Consider the following 17,385-nt stretch of genomic DNA (forward strand, 5'->3'; position numbering starts at 1 on the left):
AAACTTAGAAAAAGCTAATCATTTTAGGGGATTAGGGACAGAAAAACAGGGGGAGATTTAGGGAGAATTTTTAGAACCCCTATCAAAAAACACAGCTCCTTTCGGAAACTGTGTTTGTCCTCGTTTTAAGCCTGATAAACCTTTTCACCGTCGATAAAGGTAGCTTCCAACTCCAGATTTGGTCGCAGGACGATGAAGTCAGCCTCATGGCCTTTTTTGATTTGGCCACATTTGTCGTCAATCTTACAAGAGATGGCTGGGATAAGGCTAGCCATGCGAACTGCCTCAACTCGAGTAGCAATCCCCCAATCGACAACGTTCTTCAGTCCCTGATAGAGCTTGAGGATAGACCCTGCCAGGCTGGCTGGGTTATCCTTGAGACGGGCTGTGCCATTTTCCACGATAACCGGGAAATCACCCAGCATGTAGTCGCCCTCGGGCATGCCGCCCGCCCGCATGCAGTCGGTGATCAGGGCCACATGGTCGTGGCTCTTCTGGCGGATAAGGATGTCGCAGGCCTTAGGGTTGACGTGGTGGCCGTCGCAAATCAGCTCGGCATAGGTGTTAGGGATGTCATAAACCGCCCCCACCATGCCTGGCTCCCGGTGGTTGAGGCCCCGCATGCCATTGTAGGCGTGGACCCAAACGCTGGCCCCAGCATAAACCGCTTCTTGAGCCTGAGCAAAGGTGGCGTTGGAGTGCCCCATGGCCACCACCACGCCCTGGTCGGTCACGTGACGGACAAAGTCAGCCACACCCTCCCGCTCGGGTGCCAGGGCAATCTTGGAAATCAGGCCCTGGGCAGACTTCTGCCAGGTCTCAAACTGCTCGATGGATGGGTCGCCCATGTAGGCAGGGTTTTGAGCCCCCTTGAACTCCTCGGTGAAGTAAGGCCCCTCAAAGTAAAGGCCACGAATCTTGGCTCCCTTGGCGTTCTTGGCCGCCACCACCTTGCCACAGACCTCGTTGAGAATCTCAAAGGTGGAGGTCAGGGTGGTCGGCAAATAGCTGGTCACCCCAGTTGACGGCAAACCAGCCGAGATGGTTTCGATGGCCTCCACCGTGTTGTCCATGACATCGCTGCCGCCAAAGCCGTGGATGTGGGTATCCACCAGACCAGGGGCAATGCTGTAACCCGTGTAGTCCAAAATTTCTGCCCCAGCAGGTGCTGCCGCTACCCAGTCGCCAAAACGACCGTCAACGATGGCCAGGTAGCCACCCTGACGCTCTTCGTAAGGGTAGAAAAAAGAGTCCGCCTTGATGTATGTCGTCATTGAAATCGCCTCCATATTTTTCTTCTATTATACTCCTTTTGAGTCATTTTGTAAACGGTCTAGACCAGTTTTAGCCGAAAACAAACAGGTTTTTCAACAAACACTCCCCTGAACGGTGGACTGGGGAGTGATAGGGATGTTTGAGCTGACCAATGGACGAGCGCCTTAAACATTGCCCATCATGACAGCATGCTTGAGGTGGTCCTGATAGACAGCAACCTAGGCTTTCCAGTCAGCCTTGAACTGCTGAAAAAACAAGGTTAGCAAAGACCTCGTGGGGCTTGTACGGTTCAATCCAGAAGGCCTTGTCAACGGCCTTATCCTGACAAACATCGGCCAGGTTAGTCCGCATGTTCTGCCCGTCTGCCGAATCAGGTCGCTCTGTGACAAAGTCTTTTTTGAGCTGGCCCAGGTGTTCTATCTTCAATCGGTCAACCTTATTTTTCTCTACCAGACCAGCAAACTTTTGCCTAGAGGAACATCCCGCCAGCATAGACTTTGAGCTGAGGTTTGATTTGCTCATAGTGGAAGCTGTCATAGGCCCGCCAGGCTTGATGGGCCTCCTCGGTCAATTTGGAGGTGCTGAGGCCAGCAAAGAAAGCAAAAGCCCGATGAAACTTCTCGACTTCAATCAAAAAGGCATTGTCAACAGCTTTGGCCCTTCGAACATAAGCCACCGCATCGGTCAGTCTGGAGTGCATGTTTTGCTCATCTGCAGAGCCAGGCAACTCCGTAGCAAAAACTTTCTTGAGCTGGCCCAAGTGTTCCAGCGTTGCTTGAATCAATTGATAGTCTGTCATAACGACCACCTGCTTTCTATATGTTGTTATTATTAATTTTACTCCTTAAAAATTGACTTGTCAAGTAAAAAGCGAAACAACTGAACAGCTGTTTCGCTTGGAAATCGCTAACGTGCTGAAACCTCAATCGGTTCCAAAATCAATAATTCTCCCCTCGTAAATTCAATCACACGTGCCTTGATGTGCAGGTTTTGTCCTAAATAAAGATCGGCTAACTCACTAAGTACAGACATGGCTGGAGCAATATTTTGGAACTGCATATTAACCCCTAAATAATGTGTTTCTTCCATAGACATCCAATCCCCGCCATTGATTAAAATATCGTATCGAGTTTTGTAGTTTCCATGAGGATTGATGTAAGCCACATGACCATCAAATTCAATCACTTTCCCTTTATATTTTTCAGCAAATTGACGCCCCAACTCTGGTCTATTGCTGGTTAAAATAGCTGCCAAATCAGGGTGAGCTTGCCCGATTACTTCTGGGATTGGTTCTTCACTAGCTTCTGTTTGCGAAGAACTGCTCGTTTCAGATGACGATGAATTGCTAGACAATTGCGTTGAGGAGCTGTCCTCGCTAGAGCTTGAGGAACTTTCTTGACTAAAAGAGGTCGAGGACATTTCCGGCTCTTCTTCTATTTCCTTAAGAATAATTTACTTTCGATTCGACTCAAAACGATAACGCAAGTCCATTTCGCCAGTCACCTCAAAACTCACTTGCCCATCAACACTAGGGTCATCATCTTTTTTCAGAACCAAGTGATGCTGCCCCCTGGTCAATTCTGCCGTAAAATTGCTAGTTGTGCCGTGGTCAATTGTGCCTAATGGCTGTTCATCCAAGTACACCTGGACATCGTATTTGCTAAATAAAAGATTTTCCTGTGACTCCAACTCTAAACTAACTGGGTAGGTCTTTTCTGTGACAGCATTGATACTAGAATTATCAGCAGTTGTGTCCGCACTGCAAGCTCCAAGTATTAATAAAGCCAGGCAAGTCACAAGCATGCCTACAAATTGTTTCGTGTATTTTAACATGATACTCCTCCAAAAAAACTATACCTCCATTATATATATATACCTTGTCAAGCAAAAAGATTAGGAAATTTTCATTCCCTAATCTTTTTTTCATTACTCAAATCCCTGAGCCACAGCTTCTGGGAATTCAGCTTCCACGATACTTGCACAGTGGTCACAGATAATCGCATTGTAGCTGCGTTCTGACACGGTGGTGTCGATGCGGCGGCAACGCCCACAAACCTCACCTGCGGCACGTTCAACGGTAAAGCTTTCTTGCTCACCCTCAAGCAAGGTCAATTGAGACACGATGAGGAGTTGAGCCAGGTCGCTCTCAAGAGCATCCAGAGTGGCTTTCTGATCAGCCGTCACGGTTGCGGTCAGGTGAGCCTCCAGAGACTTACCGATAACCTTCTCGTTACGGGCTTCTTCCAGGGCTTTTTGGGCCTTGCTGCGGAAGGCCATAAAGTCTTCCCAGGCCTCCAGAATAGCGGTGTCGCCTGCGATGATGTCTGCCTCTGGCAAGTCAGTCAACTGGACAAATTCTGCGGTTTCGTGCTCCAAGTAAGACCAGATTTCCTCAGCGGTGTGGGGGATAATCGGTGTCAAAAGCTGGGTCAGTTTGACCAGGATGTCATAGAAGACCGTCTGCATCTGACGACGGGCTCTGCTATTTTTCCCTTCAATATAAACCACGTCCTTGGCGAAATCAAGGTAGAAGGCTGACAAATCAACGTTGATGAAGTTAACCAAGCTCTTGTAGATGGTCAGGAAGTCGTAGTTGGCGTAGGCTTCACGGATGGTGGCCACCAGACGGTTGAAGTTGACCGCCATGTACTGGTCAACCGGACGGAGCTCGCCAAAGGCCAGGCGATCGGTCTCTGGATTGAAGTCGCTGGTGTTGGCGATGAGGAAGCGCAGGGTGTTGCGGACCTTACGGTAGGTCTCAGAAACCTGACCGAGAATGTCCATGGACACCCGAACGTCGTTTGAGGTATCCACCGATGCCACCCAGAGACGGAGGATTTCTGCCCCGTACTGCTTGGCCACGTCGTTTGGCGAGATGATGTTGCCCTTAGACTTGGACATTTTCTCGCCCTTGCCGTCCAGGACGAAACCTTGAGACAGGACGCCCTTGTAAGGGGCATGGCCGTTAACAGCGACAGAGGTGATCAAGGACGAGTTGAACCAGCCACGGTACTGGTCAGAACCTTCCAGATAGAGGTCGGCTGGGTAGGCCAGGTTTTCACGGGCCTTCATGACCCCGTTCCAAGAGGAACCAGAGTCGAACCAAACGTCCATGATGTCGGTTTCCTTGGTGAAGATGCCATTTGGCGACCCTGGGTGGGTGAAGCCTTGAGGCAAGAGGTCTTTGGCCTCCGATTTCCACCAGATGATTGACCCTTCTTTTTCAAATAGCTGAGCAACGTGGTCGGTCACTTCCTTGGTCAAAATGGCGGTGCCGTCCTCCGCATAGAAGATTGGCAGGGGAACCCCCCAAGCCCGCTGACGAGAGATAACCCAGTCGCCACGGTCCCGAATCATGTTGTAGAGACGAGTTTTACCCCAGGCAGGAATGAACTCGGTTTTCTCAATGTTGTCCAAGATGTCCTGACGGAACTTGGATACCGATGCAAACCATTGTGGCACCGCTCGCCAGATGATAGGCTTCTTGGTCCGCCAGTCAAATGGGTAGGAGTGGTTGATGACTTCGCTGGCCAAGAGCAGGTCACCCAGTTTTTCGGTGACTGTTGGCACAACCTTGTCGTAGAATTGGCCCTCAAAGTCAGGACCAGCTTCAGCAGTCATCAAGCCTCGGCTATCAACCGTCACCGCTACTTCTAAGTTATACTTGATACCGACATTATAGTCATCCTCACCGAAACCAGGGGCCGTGTGGACAATACCCGTACCTGACTCGGTGGTGACGTGGTCGCCAAGGATGACCAACTCATCCACTGCGGTATCCCAAGGGTGCTCGGTCACAATGTATTCCAGTTCTGACCCCTTGTGACGGGCCACAAGTTCGAAACTCTCCCAGCCAAATTTAGCGGCCAGCTTGTCCACTAGAGCCTCACCAACGACAAACTTACGGCTGTCGCCGGCAGGTGTCACCACCACATAGTCCATGTCTGGCCCAACGGTCAAACCACGAGAGGCCGTGATGGTGAATGGGGTTGTCGTCCAAACCACGATGTAGGTATCGGTGTCCAAAACGCCCTTGCCATCCTTAACCTTGTTGGCATAGTAGAGAGAGGTCGAATCAATGTCATGGTACTCGATTTCCGCTTCAGCCAGGGCTGATTCCGATGACCAAGACCAGTAAACTGGCTTGGCACCACGGTAGATGTAGCCCTTGTCAGCCATAGCTCCAAAGACACGGATTTGTGCCGCCTCAAAGTCTGGAGTCAGGGTGATGTAAGGATTGTCCCAATCCGCTGAAACACCCAAACGCTTGAAGTCTTCCCGTTGCTTGTCTACTTGTGACAAGGCGTAGTCGCGGCACATTTCCAGGTAGGTGTGGAGTTCAAGTTCCTTGCGTTTGACGCCTTGCTTGGCCAGAACCTGCTCGATTGGCAGACCGTGGGTGTCCCAACCTGGCACAAAAGGTGCTGAGAAGCCTGACATGGACTTGGAACGAACGATGATGTCCTTGGAAATCTTGTTAAGGGCGTGACCAACGTGAATGTTACCGTTGGCGTATGGTGGGCCATCGTGGAGGTGGAAGCCTGGCTTACCAGCGTTCAGCTCCTGACGGCGTTGGTAAATCTTAGCTTCATCCCAAGCCTTTTGCCACTCAGGCTCCTTGGTCGGCAGACCAGCTCGCATGGGAAAGGCCGTCTGGCCCAGATTGAGGGTTTCTTTTAATTTCATAATCTTCTTCTTTCTATTTTTTTATCGTTTAGAGCAATGGTAAACACGGTCGAAACAGACGTCCCCATCTACTGGTTAAAATGGGTAAGCTCCCGAAATGTGATAAACTTTTCTAGAATAACCCGAGGACGACGATTTTCAAGACCATTCGACAATAATGGTCTGGAAAAACTAGTGCAGGTTTTAGCTGGTTCCATAGAAACCAGCCTACCACTATGAGCAGGCTTGACCTGCCATAGTGGTTAAAGATGTAAAAAACGAGCCTTCATCGCAAAGGACGAAAGCTCGTGGTACCACCTTAATTCAGACAGGGCAAAAAGCCCTGTCCCTCTTTGGCTGGTAAGGTCAGCCACCCCTGCTAATCTACTAAGTTTTCAACTAGCATGCTAAAGAAGGATAGGCCTACTAAGAGGGATTGCAAGGCTTACACCAACCCTTGCTCGCTGAAAATATCTTATTAGGTCTCTGTTTCTTGTTCGCTTAAATCTTTAATTTGAAGGTTTGGCTATCTTTAGAAGCTGACGGGTCATGCCTTTCAGCTTTGGCGTTGGCCTCAGCAATCCGACGTTGGAGCTCTGCCATTTCTTCCGCAGAGAACTGACGGGTCGCATCAATCGACTTGCTGTCGTCAGCGTCAGGCACGTGCTCACCTAACACTTTTTCGACAACCTCTTTAAACGCAGCATCTGAATTTTGCAGGTAAACAGCTGTCGGCTGGAGCAATTCGTCCCACTCAGGAGAGTTAACCAAACCTAGTTGCCCCTCAACAATCGCCAAGAGGCGTTGGTGGAAGATACGGCTCTGACGTTTGAGGTCTTCGGTTTCAACCGCAACCCGCTTGGCATCGTCTGAAGCACTGCGTAAAATATCATTGGCCTTAACCTTGGCTTCTTCAATCAGCTGTTTAGCATCGTAGCTGGCCTTACTGAGCAGGTTATCGGCTTCAACACGGGCTGAAGCTTTCACTTTTTCAGACGTTTCTTGGGCTAAAATCACCGACTGGGTCAGCGACTCTTTCATGTCACTAAAGTAAGCCAACTTTTCTTCCAGGTCACGGATATGCTGCTCTTGCTCACGCGTCGTCCGAACAAGACTTTCATAGTCACCAATGACAATATCTAAAAATTCATTGACTTCGTCACGATTGTAGCCACGAAATTCATTTCTAAAGGATTTTTCCTTAATATCAAGTGCCGTTAACACCATAACTTCTCCTTATTTTTTCACGATTTCTTCAATCATTAGTTTGTGCTTGTTGGTCTTGGTTACCCCAAGATCTTCTAGCAAGCGAAAACGCCCATAACCTCGGCAACTAACCAAATCACCCAGATTGAGCTGTGTTTCAGCCTTAGTGACCTCACGATAATTTAGCTTCACTCTTCCTTTGACAATCAGCTCTTGAGCCTGACTTCGAGACAGGCGAGTCACCTCGGCTACCAGTTTGTCCAAGCGAAAACTAGATACCAAAATCAGACGCGTATTGCCGCTCTCCTCAATGGTGAGAAGCTGGTCAAAGGGGATTTCCTTCAAGGATACTCCTGTTTTGGCCATCTTATCCGTATGACTAACAATGTAATTCACCATTTGCTTGGCAAGGACAACCTGAGCCCTGCCTTGGGACACCAAGACATCACCAATCACTTGGCGATTGACGCCCAAGCCCTTGACCAAGGTCCCTAAAATCTGCGAATGGCTGAGCTGGCTAAACTTGGCCTGGTAGGAAATTTCCAGGAGGGCGATTTCAAAATCTGCTTCATCCAACTCATAGTAAGTCGGTGCAAGCAACAAACGAGCGTATTCCAAATCAAGCACTTGCTTGCTCGAATAGTAGGTCACACCCGCTTGACCCAAAACGCTTTGGGCAATTTCTTGCTGCCTCGGGTCCAAAAAATCAGTTAGTTGAACCACATATTGCCGCTCCAGGCGATCAACCAAATCCATGAGTTTGTCTACAAAAACGTGTTCCGTCGCATCAAAATGCTGATAGAGCTTGTCTTGTCCCATCCTAGAACACCAAAGACAGTAAGAGACGTTCGAGAAGCTCCAAACCAAACATGGCTGCAAACACCGTGAAATCTAAACCACCGATTTGCAAGTTAAAGCGGTAAAGAGGCTTCAAAATTGGACTGACAAGGAAGTCAAGCCCCTCTCCAAGCTTGGATTGCCTCAGACTAGGAACCCAGGACATCACAGCATAAGCCAGCAACAGATAGGAATAGACCTGTCCGATAAGCCGTAAAAACTGAACGATTAGTATCAACATGGCTTATCGCCTCTTGATGTCGTAATCGTAGCTAACTTCTTGCCCCTTGGTTTGCGGACGAACGTCCTCAATGTCAACAATTACACCACTTGGTGTCAAGAGGTAAATGGTCGCACCAATCCGTTGAAAGTGACCATTTACCACACGACAAGCCCCTGTCAAAAAGTCAATACAGCGACGTGCTTGAGCTTCCTGCATGTATTCAAAATCAACCAGGACGCATTGGCCCTCCAAAAAGATGTCTGCGATGGTCGTCGCATCTTCATAACGTAGAGGGTGCTTCAAGCTAATCTTGGTCTGACCAACTTCCCGACTGACAGGGGCTACTGGCCGCTGACTTTCTCTCGGTTGAGGACGACTGGTTGGAGCTGTTGGCCGTTCTGGCAGGGGAACACTTGGACGCTGGGCCTGTTCCACCTGTGGTCGATTGGGAGTCGCATCCTCCACTTCCCTCACACGGTCATGCTGGGGACGACTGGTTGGAGCTGTCGGACGCTCATAACGAGGGCCGTCTGGCTCCTTTTGAGTAGACTCTTCCTTAACTTTTTCTTCCTTTTCAGGCATAGCTGGCGCTTCCAGATAGGAGTCTTCTGTAACCTCGTCAACCCCATCAGCCAAATCATCTGAGCTAAAATAAGCAGCAATTTTACTAAATCTATCGCGTAATGCCATAGGTCTCTCCTTTACTCAAAGAATAAGGAACCAATGCGAACAAAACTAGCACCTTCTTGAATGGCAGATGAAAAATCCCCACTCATGCCCATGCTTAACTCTGTCAATGGCATATTCTTTATCTGTTTTTCTTGCAAGGCCTCTTTCAAGCGTCTGGTTTCTGAAAAAATCTGAGCCAACTCTTCCTGGCTGGCCTCAAATGGGGCCATGGTCATCAACCCAACAACCTCAATTTTATCCAAATCGGCCAGCTCCAAAACAAGCTGGTCCAATTCATCAGGAGAGAAGCCATGTTTACTGACTTCACCAGAAACATTTACTTGAAGGAAACACTTAATGGGCGATACCGCCCGTTTTTGGATTTCATGGGCCAAAGACAGGCTGTCCAAGGCATGAAAATAATCCACATGATTGATAACCTCCTTGACCTTTCGGCGTTGGAGACTACCAATGAAATGCCAAACCAAATCCTGACCCTGGCAAGTTGCTTTCTTGTGGAGAAACTTATCCACACGATTTTCACCCAAATGGCGAACACCTGCGTCAATCAGGTTTTGCGTTGTTTCTACGTCAACGTATTTGGTCACTGCAATCACTTGCACACTGTCAGACGGGCGACCTGCCTCTTGGCAGGCCGCCGCAACCTGATCAGCAACCACTTGAACCTGTTGCGTCAGTGTCATGATTAACGATTTCTAAAGAATGGTGGTGTTTCCAGTTCGTCATCACCATCAAACTTGTTCTCTGAGAATGACGACATGGTCAGTTGGCTTTCCAGCTGACCTTCTTTAGGACGGGCAATAGCGTCACGTCTCAAATCCCAGTTGCCAAAGGCGTCTTGTTCTTGGTAATAGTCCGTTGAACGTGCTGCTGGAGCTGCTGAGAAATCACGAGGCTCAACCGCATCAAACTGTGGTCGGCGATCGTAAGCCGCTTGACTAACTTGCTCGCTGGCATACTGGGCACCAGCTTGTTGGCCTGTACTAGCCTTGAAAGCCCGTGGTGTGCTACGGAATCCTGAAACTTGCTCAACCTTGTCCTTGCGAACACCTGTTGCCACAACGGTCACGCGAATTTCGTCCCGCATGCTGTCATCAATTGAGGTACCCAACCAGATGTTAACACCGTTACCCGCTGCTTGACCAACGATTTCTGAGGCTTCTTCAGCTTCTGTCAAGGTCATGTCCAGACCACCTGTAACGTTGACGATAACATCTTCTGCACCGTCGATGGTGGTTTCAAGAAGCGGTGAGTAGATGGCCTTACGAGCTGCCTCAACAATCCGCTCTTCACCGGTACCGATACCGATACCCATGAGGGCATTGCCCTTGTTGGCCATGACGGTTTTGACGTCTGCAAAGTCCAGGTTAATCAAACCAGGGCTGGTAATCAGGTCGGTAATCCCTTGAACCCCTTGGCGAAGAACGTTGTCCGCTTCGCTGAGGGCTTCAAGAAGAGGGGTTTTCTTGTCGACAATTTCAAGCAAGTTGTTGTTAGAAATGATCAGCAAAGTATCGACTTGCTCACGCAATTCTTCAATCCCTTGAATGGCATAAGAGCTCCGCTTATTGCCCTCAAAGCCAAACGGACGGGTCACAACCGCAACAGTGAGTGCACCAATGCTCTTGGCAATGCGGGCGATAACTGGTGCAGCACCTGTACCAGAGCCACCACCCATACCAGCAGTGATGAAAACCATGTCCGCACCAGAAAGTGCTTCTGTCAAGGTCTCTTCGCTTTCTTCAGCAGCCTTACGACCAACTTCAGGTTGACCGCCTGCACCCAGACCACGGGTCAACTTAGGACCAAGCTGGATAACGGTTTCGGCCTTAGACGAGCTCAGGGCCTGGATGTCCGTGTTGGCAGCGATAAACTCAACCCCTGCAACACCTTCGTCAATCATGCGGTTAATGGCATTACCGCCGCCACCGCCGACACCGATAACTTTAATAATGGCACCTTGAACAGATGCGGCATCAAATGAAAATCCCATAATTCACCTCATTTTTCTTAATCAAACATATTGCCAAAGAAATTCCGAGCGATGTCGCCGATATTTTTCTTGGCTGGTTTTGTTGTTTGTGTTGAATTAACTGTTTTAGCTGACTGCTCAGTTGGTGTCGGGTTTGCAACACGGTCACGAGCTGTCTCGACAGGACGTGCTGTCGATGGGGTTTGTGGCTTCGATGGGGTAAAATCAATCGGTTTTCTCCGTAAGAGTTCCTCACCTGCTACTGCTTTTTGAGCAATAGCATCCACTTCACTCATGTGACCAGCATACTCAACCAAGCTAATCACATTTGAGAAAATCGGGTTGCGAATACCAACTTGGTTTGGCATGTGCAACTTGACTGGCACACGGAAAATCTCCTGAGCCAAATCAACAACACCTGGCAAGATTGCCCCGCCACCCGTCAAGACCAGACCACCTGGCATTTCCGCCAAACGACGGCGGTCCAAATCTTGCTTAATCCGTTCCAGCGTCTGACGCACACGTGCCGTGATGATTTCAGCCAAATAACGTTCTGTAATCTCAACAGGTTGGCTCTCTCCGACAATCTCCACCTGAACGGTCTCTGTCGTGCTGGCCGTTGCCAAATCTGCACTACCAAAGTTGTACTTCAGGTTTTCAGCGGTCTGCAAGGAGGTCCGAAGAACCTTGGAAATATCCTTGGTCACATAGTCCCCACCTTCCATGTGGACATCTGAATACTGGAGTTCCTGGTTACGCATGATAGCCACCATGGTCTGACCGCCACCCATATCAAGAACAGTTGCACCAAATTCACGCTCGCCCTCATTGAGAACCGAGTGGGTCAAGGCCAACGGACTGATGATGATGTTTTCCAACACCACACCAGCCTTCTCAACTGTCTTACGCAGGTTATGCAACATGGTCGCTGGACCAGTGTAGATGGTACCACGCACCTCCAAACGAATCCCCATCATGCCCCGTGGGTCACGAATGCCTTTGAAGCCATCCAGGATAAACTCCTCTGGAATGAGAGAGATGATTTCCCGTTCAGGGGTAATGCTCTTGGTCAAGGCTGACTTAACCACATTTTCCACATCTTCATCACGGATTTCCTTAGAATCCCCTTGAACAGCAATCATACCTTGTGCTGGCTCAATTTGCAACTGATTGGCTGGCAAGCCGACACTGATTCGATCAATGGTCATGCCAGCTTTTTCTTCTGCCTGCTCCAAGGCTTCACGAATGCTCTGGGTTGCTGCTTCAATGTCAATGATGATGCCATCCTTGATGCCCTTACTCGGAACATTGCTGACACCGATAACGTTCATATTGGCGTTGACAAACTCCGCAACAATAACCTTAATCGAGCTCGTCCCTATATCTAATCCTGTAAAAAAGCCATTTCTAGCCATTCACTCGACCTCTCTATCTTCTAATCATTTTCATCTGTTCGCTGCCAATCTTTGACAGACAAAAAACAGACTTCTCTCTGATAGTATAACACAAACTGGCACAAAATGTTATCTTTTTGTGCCAGTCTTTTTTGATTTTTCAAGCCTAAATCAAACTTGTCATTAAATTGTAACATTTCCCAAGGCTGCAAGCCCCGCCAGGACCATCTGGGCCGAACGTTTTCCGGCTTCAATGATAAATTCTTCAAAGCTCACATTGGCCTCATGGTCAGCTGTGTCACTCATGGCACGCACCACCAAAACTGGCAAGCCCAAACTATGAGCCGCCTGGGCAATAGCCGCCCCTTCCATTTCAACCGCCAAAACCTCTGGAAAATGCCCTTTGATGTCTTGGATAATTGCAGAGCTGGCAATAAAGCTGTCACCTGTCGCTATCAAACCGACCCTAGACCTCTGCTCCTGCTCGGCTAGGACTGCCTCAAAAGCCTTAACCAAGGCCGTATCACAGGGAAAATACAAGGGTTGACCGGACATTTGCCCGTGAGGGTAACCAAAAGCAGTCAAATCCACATCATGATAAACCAGCTTATCGGCTAGAACCACATCCCCAACTGCCAAGCCCTGGGCTACGGCCCCAGCTGAACCCGTGTTGATGACGGCTGTTACGCCAAACCGATCAGCTAAAACAGCTACGCTCATGGCTGACATAACCTTCCCAACACCACTCTGCACCAAGACCACTGACTGGCCTGACAAGTTACCCGCATGGTAGGTCCTCCCTAGAACCTCATGATCCTTACGGTTATCTAATACCTCTAACAAGGCTGCCAGCTCCTGGGGCATGGCAGCGATAATTCCAATCGTCATCTGTCACCTACAATCTAAACATGGCATAAAGCAAGGCTAACAGCAGAAGGAAAACCAGCACCAAGAGACGATTCAAGGTGGATTGAAACCCTCCGCGTCGCGCATGCTCCCGCGTTCTACTTTTTTTAATCAAGGGCTTTGGAACCTCCGCACTCACTTCAACGTGCTTGTCCCAGTTATCCCCTTTTTTTGCCTCAGCTATCACCTCATCAGTCAAGAGCGGCTTAGGCATGCTGACCACCTCGATTCAGGGCATAGTGTTGCAGGGCGATGATGGTCTTGGCGTCCTCGATGTCACCAGAAGCCACCAACTCCATGCACTCCTCATAGGTCAACTCCAAGAGCTCGATGGTCTCATCAGCGTCCTTGGGACGAGGGTTAGGCACCTTGGTCAGGTTGGTCGCCAGGTAGAGGCGGAGTTTCTCGTTACAAAAACCGATGGCGGAGTAAAACTGGTAGAGGAAGGTCAAGTCGCCCGTGTAGCCCGTTTCCTCCTCCAGCTCCCGCAGGGCTGTAGCTTCTTCCGAACCTGCCTCGCCAAGCTCCAGCTTACCAGCAGGAATCTCATAACTGACCTTTTCGATGGCCTTGCGATACTGTTTAACTAGGATAATCTTGTCCTCTGGCGTCACCGCCAAAACACAGACCGCCCCCTTATGGAAAATCAATTCCCGCGGGGCAGTTCCCAAGCCGTTCGGCAGCTCGACCTCATCGACCACCACCTTAAAAATATGGCCGTCAAAAATTTCCTTACGGCTGATGGTTTTTTCTTCAAATTGCATGATTATTTCCTCCGATTGCGTAAAGAAGTGCCTAGATTTTTCCAAGAAAAACTCTTTTTCTTCAGGGCTCAAATAGCCATTCTTGTTGGCTTCATTCAGGTAAGCTGTAAATTCTGAAACTTCCAATTCATAATAGGTTTCATCTGTCCAATAGGCGGCACTGTGGTTTCTTTGAACACATCGCTCCAAAAGGATTGTCTGTCCTTCAAAGAGACAGACTGTTTCAATCATCCACTCATTCTCGTAAAACTTAACCCGAAACCATTTTTCTAGATTCTTGACTTGACCACCTTGATCGTCAACCTTAATCTGAACCTGCTTCATCTTCTACCACCTTTTCTGAAAAATAAGACTCATAAACCAGGACTAGGCTCTTCCTATCATTCGCTGTCAGAAACTTTCTAGCAAGAGCCAAATCTAGAAAGTCCAGAAAAAGTTCCTTAGACACCTTAAAATACTCAAATTGCACCCAGTAAACAAAGCTACGTTCCATCGGGAACCTAGTTTCGAAGAGGAGCTCGTCCTGTAAGTGAACAAGGCTGACAACAACATCCCCCTCATGTCCCATTGACACTAGCCTTGTCACCTCTAGTGCCCTCTTTTCACTATAAATGGGGTCCTTCAGCAAGTCAAGGAATTCTGGAATGGTTTTTGGATTAGTTCTTGTCATGAGCTGGATAATGTGGCAGGCGTTTGGCATAGCCGTCCTTGTTCTCCTGGCGATTACGGCCGATGGCCACGCTGTCCGCTGGTACGTCCTTAGTAATGGTTGAGCCTGCCGCTGTCAGGGCATTGTCCCCGATGGTCAATGGGGCAATCAGAGTTGAGTTTGAACCAATGAACACATGGTTACCAATTGTGGTTTTGAATTTGCCTTTGCCATCGTAGTTAACGGTGATGGTGCCAGCACCAAAATTGACATCGCTACCGACTTCTGTGTTTCCGATATAAGTCAGGTGACCAGCTTTGCTATTTTCCCCGATAGACGAGCCCTTGACCTCCACGAAGTTGCCGATGTGGACCCCACGAGCCAGACTAGAGTCAGGGCGAATGTGGGCGTAAGGACCGACCGTTACGGCGTCTGCCAGGTCAGAGTGCTCAATCATGGAGTTGGTGATGACCGCCTCCTCACCGATGGTGCTGTCAACAATGTAGGTTCCGCTGGTCAGAAGGGTCGCTCGACCAACCTTGCTGTGGCCCTTGATGGTCACGTTAGGCTCGATGATGACCTCAGGTGCCAGCTCAACATCGCTGTCGATGTAGGTGGTCGCTGGGTCAATCAAGGACACCCCGTTAATCATGTGGGCCGTGTTGATACGGTCCCGCATGATGCGTTCAGCCGTGGCCAGAGCTACTCGGTCGTTGACACCCAAACTCTCGTTAAAGTCGCGGAGCTTGTAGGCACCAACCTTCTCACCAGCTTCCTTGAAAATACCGATAACATCGGTCAGGTAATACTCACCCTGGGCGTTATTGGTAGTGATGTTTTTGAGGGCTTCAAAGAGGCGTTTGTTATCGAAAACATAGGTGCCGGTATTGATTTCCTTGACCTGCTGCTCGAAATCGCTGGCGTCTTTTTGCTCAACAATCTTGATGACTTCCTCGTGCTGATTGCGAATAATCCGACCGTAACCAAAAGGATTGTCAGCCTCAGCCGTCAAGATGGTCGCCACGTTCTTGTGGTTGATGTGGAACTTGATCAGGTTAGCCAGGCTCTCACCCGTAATCAGGGGCGTATCACCTGCAATAACCAGGGTTTGACCGTCCAAACCTGCCAGGGCAGGCTCAGCCATCATGACCGCATGGCCTGTCCCCAACTGCTCGCTTTGAAGGACAAAGTCAGATCGCCCATCCAGTTCAGTCTGAACCAGCTCCGCCTTGTGGCCGACAACGGTCACCAACTGCTCTGGAGCAATGGCTTGCACGCTACGAAAAACGTGTTCCAGCATGGTCAAGCCCGTCACACGGTGGAGGACCTTGGGCAGGTCAGATTTCATGCGGGTTCCTTTACCCGCTGCAAGAATAATCGCGTAATTTGACATGGATAATTTCCGTTCACTTTCATTTTTTAAGAAAATGGCAGAGCTGGCTAAGAAAAAAGCCCAGGCAACTGCCCAGGCTCTATTATAGCATATTCTGCCAGTCTTGTTAAGCCAAAGCCTGACAAGCATCGTCCAAGACTGTCATAACCGCTCGGCTATGGTCCAGCTGGGCTTGGGCTGCCGCACGGTCATCAGTACGAATCATGGCCTCAAAGGCGACAAATTCCTCATACATGCGGTGGTGGGGGCTGTTGTGGTCTCCTATCACCGGTTCTTGACCATTGAGGGAAAGGGTGACCTCTGGCATGGCATTGGTTGGTCCCGTCAGGGTCAAGGAACCCTTGTTGCCCTGAATGGTCGAGCTGATTGGGGCCGAACTGTCCTTGGAGCCGATACAAACTGCCTTAAAATGGCCGTAGTCCATGGTCAGGATGCCAGACGTGTCCACGCCCCGCTCCAGGTTGGGCAGGTAGGTTACCCTCTCTGGCCGACCAAAGAGGCCGACAACCAGGTGAATGTTGTAGATGTTGAGGTCACGCAGGGCCCCGCCACCCTGAGCAGGGTCAAAAGCTGGTGCAATCTCCCCACGCTTAAAAGCATCGTAACGAGAGGAATACTGGGAGTAATTACAGGTCACAATCTTGACCTCACCCAACTGGTTCAGGTTGGCCTTCATATAGGCAAAGTTACCCAGGTACTTGTTGGTGATGGCCTCCAACAAAAAGCGGTTTTTCTGCTCTGCTATGGCCACCAAATCCTCCAAATCGGCCGCTGCCAAGGTAAAGGGCTTCTCGCAGATGACGTGCTTACCCGCCAAGAGGGCCTGCTTGGCATAGGCGTAGTGGAGGTGGTTGGGCAGGGCCACATAGACCGCCTCGACTTCAGGGTCGGCGAGGAGTTGGGCGTAGTCGCTAGTGGCGTAGCCAATAGCAAAGCGGTCAGCCAGTTCCTGGGCGATAGGCAGGCTCCGAGGGGTTGACAGGATGGCTGTCAGCTCAATCCCTTCAACCGTTTGAAGAACAGGCAAGACCTCCTTGACAATCATGCCAGTACCTAATAAAGCGAGTTTCATGGTATTTCCTTTCTTTCTCTCTCACCTAAAAAACCTGACCTGCATGGCCTGACCAAGGGTGCATCATCCAATACATCCCATAGTAGTTCCCCATGTAGCCTGGTGGGACTGAAATCAGATTGCCCTCAGTTAAGTTAAACTGCTCCATGACCTGGGACAGGGGAACGGTCCTGGCCTGGCTTTGCTCGTGTTCTTGGTCGCAAACAAACTGCCAGTCTCCTGCTTGGCCGTGATAGGCTCTCTTGAGTTCTCCCCCCTCAAGCAGGTGACAACACACTAAAACTGTTTCATCGTGAGACATGGGATTTTCCTTTCATTTTTGCTTTTCCGACGGTTGTT

At 49.5% G+C, this 17,385-nt stretch carries 19 protein-coding genes and 2 pseudogenes; all 21 read right to left on the reverse strand.

All coding sequences use genetic code 11. The features are described 5' to 3' along the window. Positions 1–125: 125 nt before the first annotated feature. Entirely contained in the window at positions 126–1,274 is a 1,149-nt protein-coding gene (gene nagA / locus AC3ARB_RS07380) for an N-acetylglucosamine-6-phosphate deacetylase (protein ID WP_488319935.1), read from the reverse strand. A gap of 232 nt (positions 1,275–1,506) precedes the next feature. Then, positions 1,507–1,701: a hypothetical protein gene (locus tag AC3ARB_RS07385; protein ID WP_488319936.1), complete on the reverse strand. Its 195-nt coding sequence runs from the start codon at positions 1,699–1,701 to the stop codon at positions 1,507–1,509. 43 nt (positions 1,702–1,744) lie between these two features. After that, on the reverse strand, positions 1,745–2,074 hold the full coding sequence (locus AC3ARB_RS07390) for a hypothetical protein (protein ID WP_488319937.1): 330 nt from the start codon (positions 2,072–2,074) through the stop codon (positions 1,745–1,747). 107 nt (positions 2,075–2,181) lie between these two features. Next, the gene (locus tag AC3ARB_RS07395; RefSeq protein WP_488319938.1) at positions 2,182–2,628 is read right to left on the reverse strand and encodes a DUF4839 domain-containing protein; all 447 of its coding nucleotides are present in this window, start codon (positions 2,626–2,628) and stop codon (positions 2,182–2,184) included. Positions 2,629–2,727: 99 nt separating this feature from the next. Next, positions 2,728–3,108: a hypothetical protein gene (locus AC3ARB_RS07400; RefSeq protein WP_488319939.1), complete on the reverse strand. Its 381-nt coding sequence runs from the start codon at positions 3,106–3,108 to the stop codon at positions 2,728–2,730. A 93-nt stretch (positions 3,109–3,201) separates the two neighbouring features. After that, complete coding sequence (ileS, locus tag AC3ARB_RS07405; RefSeq protein ID WP_488319940.1) at positions 3,202–5,961, reverse strand: isoleucine--tRNA ligase; 2,760 nt, start codon at positions 5,959–5,961, stop codon at positions 3,202–3,204. 480 nt (positions 5,962–6,441) lie between these two features. Then, positions 6,442–7,167 (reverse strand): DivIVA domain-containing protein, encoded by a 726-nt coding sequence (locus AC3ARB_RS07410; RefSeq protein WP_488319941.1) that lies wholly within the window; start codon positions 7,165–7,167, stop codon positions 6,442–6,444. Between the two features lie 9 nt (positions 7,168–7,176). After that, on the reverse strand, positions 7,177–7,965 hold the full coding sequence (locus AC3ARB_RS07415; protein ID WP_488319942.1) for a YlmH family RNA-binding protein: 789 nt from the start codon (positions 7,963–7,965) through the stop codon (positions 7,177–7,179). 1 nt (position 7,966) lies between these two features. Next, positions 7,967–8,224: a YggT family protein gene (locus tag AC3ARB_RS07420; RefSeq protein WP_488319943.1), complete on the reverse strand. Its 258-nt coding sequence runs from the start codon at positions 8,222–8,224 to the stop codon at positions 7,967–7,969. Between the two features lie 3 nt (positions 8,225–8,227). After that, entirely contained in the window at positions 8,228–8,896 is a 669-nt protein-coding gene (locus AC3ARB_RS07425; protein WP_488319944.1) for a cell division protein SepF, read from the reverse strand. 11 nt (positions 8,897–8,907) lie between these two features. After that, a complete protein-coding gene (locus tag AC3ARB_RS07430; protein WP_488319945.1) occupies positions 8,908–9,579 on the reverse strand; it encodes a YggS family pyridoxal phosphate-dependent enzyme in 672 nt (223 codons plus the stop codon). A gap of 2 nt (positions 9,580–9,581) precedes the next feature. After that, a pseudogene (locus AC3ARB_RS07435) lies at positions 9,582–9,734 on the reverse strand (cell division protein FtsZ); the annotation flags it as partial. 74 nt (positions 9,735–9,808) lie between these two features. Continuing rightward, positions 9,809–10,889, reverse strand: a pseudogene (gene ftsZ, locus AC3ARB_RS07440) (cell division protein FtsZ); the annotation flags it as partial. Positions 10,890–10,906: 17 nt separating this feature from the next. Further along, positions 10,907–12,283 (reverse strand): cell division protein FtsA, encoded by a 1,377-nt coding sequence (ftsA, locus tag AC3ARB_RS07445; RefSeq protein ID WP_488319946.1) that lies wholly within the window; start codon positions 12,281–12,283, stop codon positions 10,907–10,909. A gap of 162 nt (positions 12,284–12,445) precedes the next feature. Continuing rightward, positions 12,446–13,150: a 5'-methylthioadenosine/adenosylhomocysteine nucleosidase gene (locus AC3ARB_RS07450; RefSeq protein ID WP_488319947.1), complete on the reverse strand. Its 705-nt coding sequence runs from the start codon at positions 13,148–13,150 to the stop codon at positions 12,446–12,448. Positions 13,151–13,157: 7 nt separating this feature from the next. Next, entirely contained in the window at positions 13,158–13,382 is a 225-nt protein-coding gene (locus AC3ARB_RS07455; protein WP_488319948.1) for a hypothetical protein, read from the reverse strand. Then, entirely contained in the window at positions 13,375–13,932 is a 558-nt protein-coding gene (locus AC3ARB_RS07460; RefSeq protein ID WP_488321545.1) for an NUDIX hydrolase, read from the reverse strand. The genes AC3ARB_RS07455 and AC3ARB_RS07460 overlap by 8 nt, the downstream gene beginning before the upstream one ends. 304 nt (positions 13,933–14,236) lie before the next feature. Then, a complete protein-coding gene (locus tag AC3ARB_RS07465) occupies positions 14,237–14,506 on the reverse strand; it encodes a hypothetical protein (RefSeq protein WP_488319949.1) in 270 nt (89 codons plus the stop codon). Between the two features lie 82 nt (positions 14,507–14,588). Beyond that, positions 14,589–15,974: a bifunctional UDP-N-acetylglucosamine diphosphorylase/glucosamine-1-phosphate N-acetyltransferase GlmU gene (gene glmU / locus AC3ARB_RS07470; RefSeq protein WP_488319950.1), complete on the reverse strand. Its 1,386-nt coding sequence runs from the start codon at positions 15,972–15,974 to the stop codon at positions 14,589–14,591. 106 nt (positions 15,975–16,080) lie between these two features. Further along, the gene (locus AC3ARB_RS07475; RefSeq protein ID WP_488319951.1) at positions 16,081–17,046 is read right to left on the reverse strand and encodes a Gfo/Idh/MocA family protein; all 966 of its coding nucleotides are present in this window, start codon (positions 17,044–17,046) and stop codon (positions 16,081–16,083) included. 25 nt (positions 17,047–17,071) lie between these two features. After that, positions 17,072–17,347: a hypothetical protein gene (locus AC3ARB_RS07480; protein WP_488319952.1), complete on the reverse strand. Its 276-nt coding sequence runs from the start codon at positions 17,345–17,347 to the stop codon at positions 17,072–17,074. Between the last annotated feature and the right edge of the window lie 38 nt (positions 17,348–17,385).

Source organism: Streptococcus sp. ZY171113 (genome assembly GCF_057748235.1).

Excerpts from the sequence above, each read along its gene's own strand:
- nagA (WP_488319935.1), bottom strand. The coding sequence starts at position 1,274 with ATGACGACATACATCAAGGCGGACTCTTTTTTCTACCCTTACGAAGAG.
- AC3ARB_RS07390 (WP_488319937.1), bottom strand. The coding sequence starts at position 2,074 with ATGACAGACTATCAATTGATTCAAGCAACGCTGGAACACTTGGGCCAG.
- AC3ARB_RS07400 (WP_488319939.1), bottom strand. The coding sequence starts at position 3,108 with ATGTTAAAATACACGAAACAATTTGTAGGCATGCTTGTGACTTGCCTG.
- ileS (WP_488319940.1), bottom strand. The coding sequence starts at position 5,961 with ATGAAATTAAAAGAAACCCTCAATCTGGGCCAGACGGCCTTTCCCATG.
- AC3ARB_RS07410 (WP_488319941.1), bottom strand. The coding sequence starts at position 7,167 with ATGGTGTTAACGGCACTTGATATTAAGGAAAAATCCTTTAGAAATGAA.
- AC3ARB_RS07415 (WP_488319942.1), bottom strand. The coding sequence starts at position 7,965 with ATGGGACAAGACAAGCTCTATCAGCATTTTGATGCGACGGAACACGTT.
- AC3ARB_RS07420 (WP_488319943.1), bottom strand. The coding sequence starts at position 8,224 with ATGTTGATACTAATCGTTCAGTTTTTACGGCTTATCGGACAGGTCTAT.
- AC3ARB_RS07425 (WP_488319944.1), bottom strand. The coding sequence starts at position 8,896 with ATGGCATTACGCGATAGATTTAGTAAAATTGCTGCTTATTTTAGCTCA.
- AC3ARB_RS07430 (WP_488319945.1), bottom strand. The coding sequence starts at position 9,579 with ATGACACTGACGCAACAGGTTCAAGTGGTTGCTGATCAGGTTGCGGCG.
- ftsA (WP_488319946.1), bottom strand. The coding sequence starts at position 12,283 with ATGGCTAGAAATGGCTTTTTTACAGGATTAGATATAGGGACGAGCTCG.
- AC3ARB_RS07450 (WP_488319947.1), bottom strand. The coding sequence starts at position 13,150 with ATGACGATTGGAATTATCGCTGCCATGCCCCAGGAGCTGGCAGCCTTG.
- AC3ARB_RS07455 (WP_488319948.1), bottom strand. The coding sequence starts at position 13,382 with ATGCCTAAGCCGCTCTTGACTGATGAGGTGATAGCTGAGGCAAAAAAA.
- AC3ARB_RS07460 (WP_488321545.1), bottom strand. The coding sequence starts at position 13,932 with ATGCAATTTGAAGAAAAAACCATCAGCCGTAAGGAAATTTTTGACGGC.
- glmU (WP_488319950.1), bottom strand. The coding sequence starts at position 15,974 with ATGTCAAATTACGCGATTATTCTTGCAGCGGGTAAAGGAACCCGCATG.
- AC3ARB_RS07475 (WP_488319951.1), bottom strand. The coding sequence starts at position 17,046 with ATGAAACTCGCTTTATTAGGTACTGGCATGATTGTCAAGGAGGTCTTG.
- AC3ARB_RS07480 (WP_488319952.1), bottom strand. The coding sequence starts at position 17,347 with ATGTCTCACGATGAAACAGTTTTAGTGTGTTGTCACCTGCTTGAGGGG.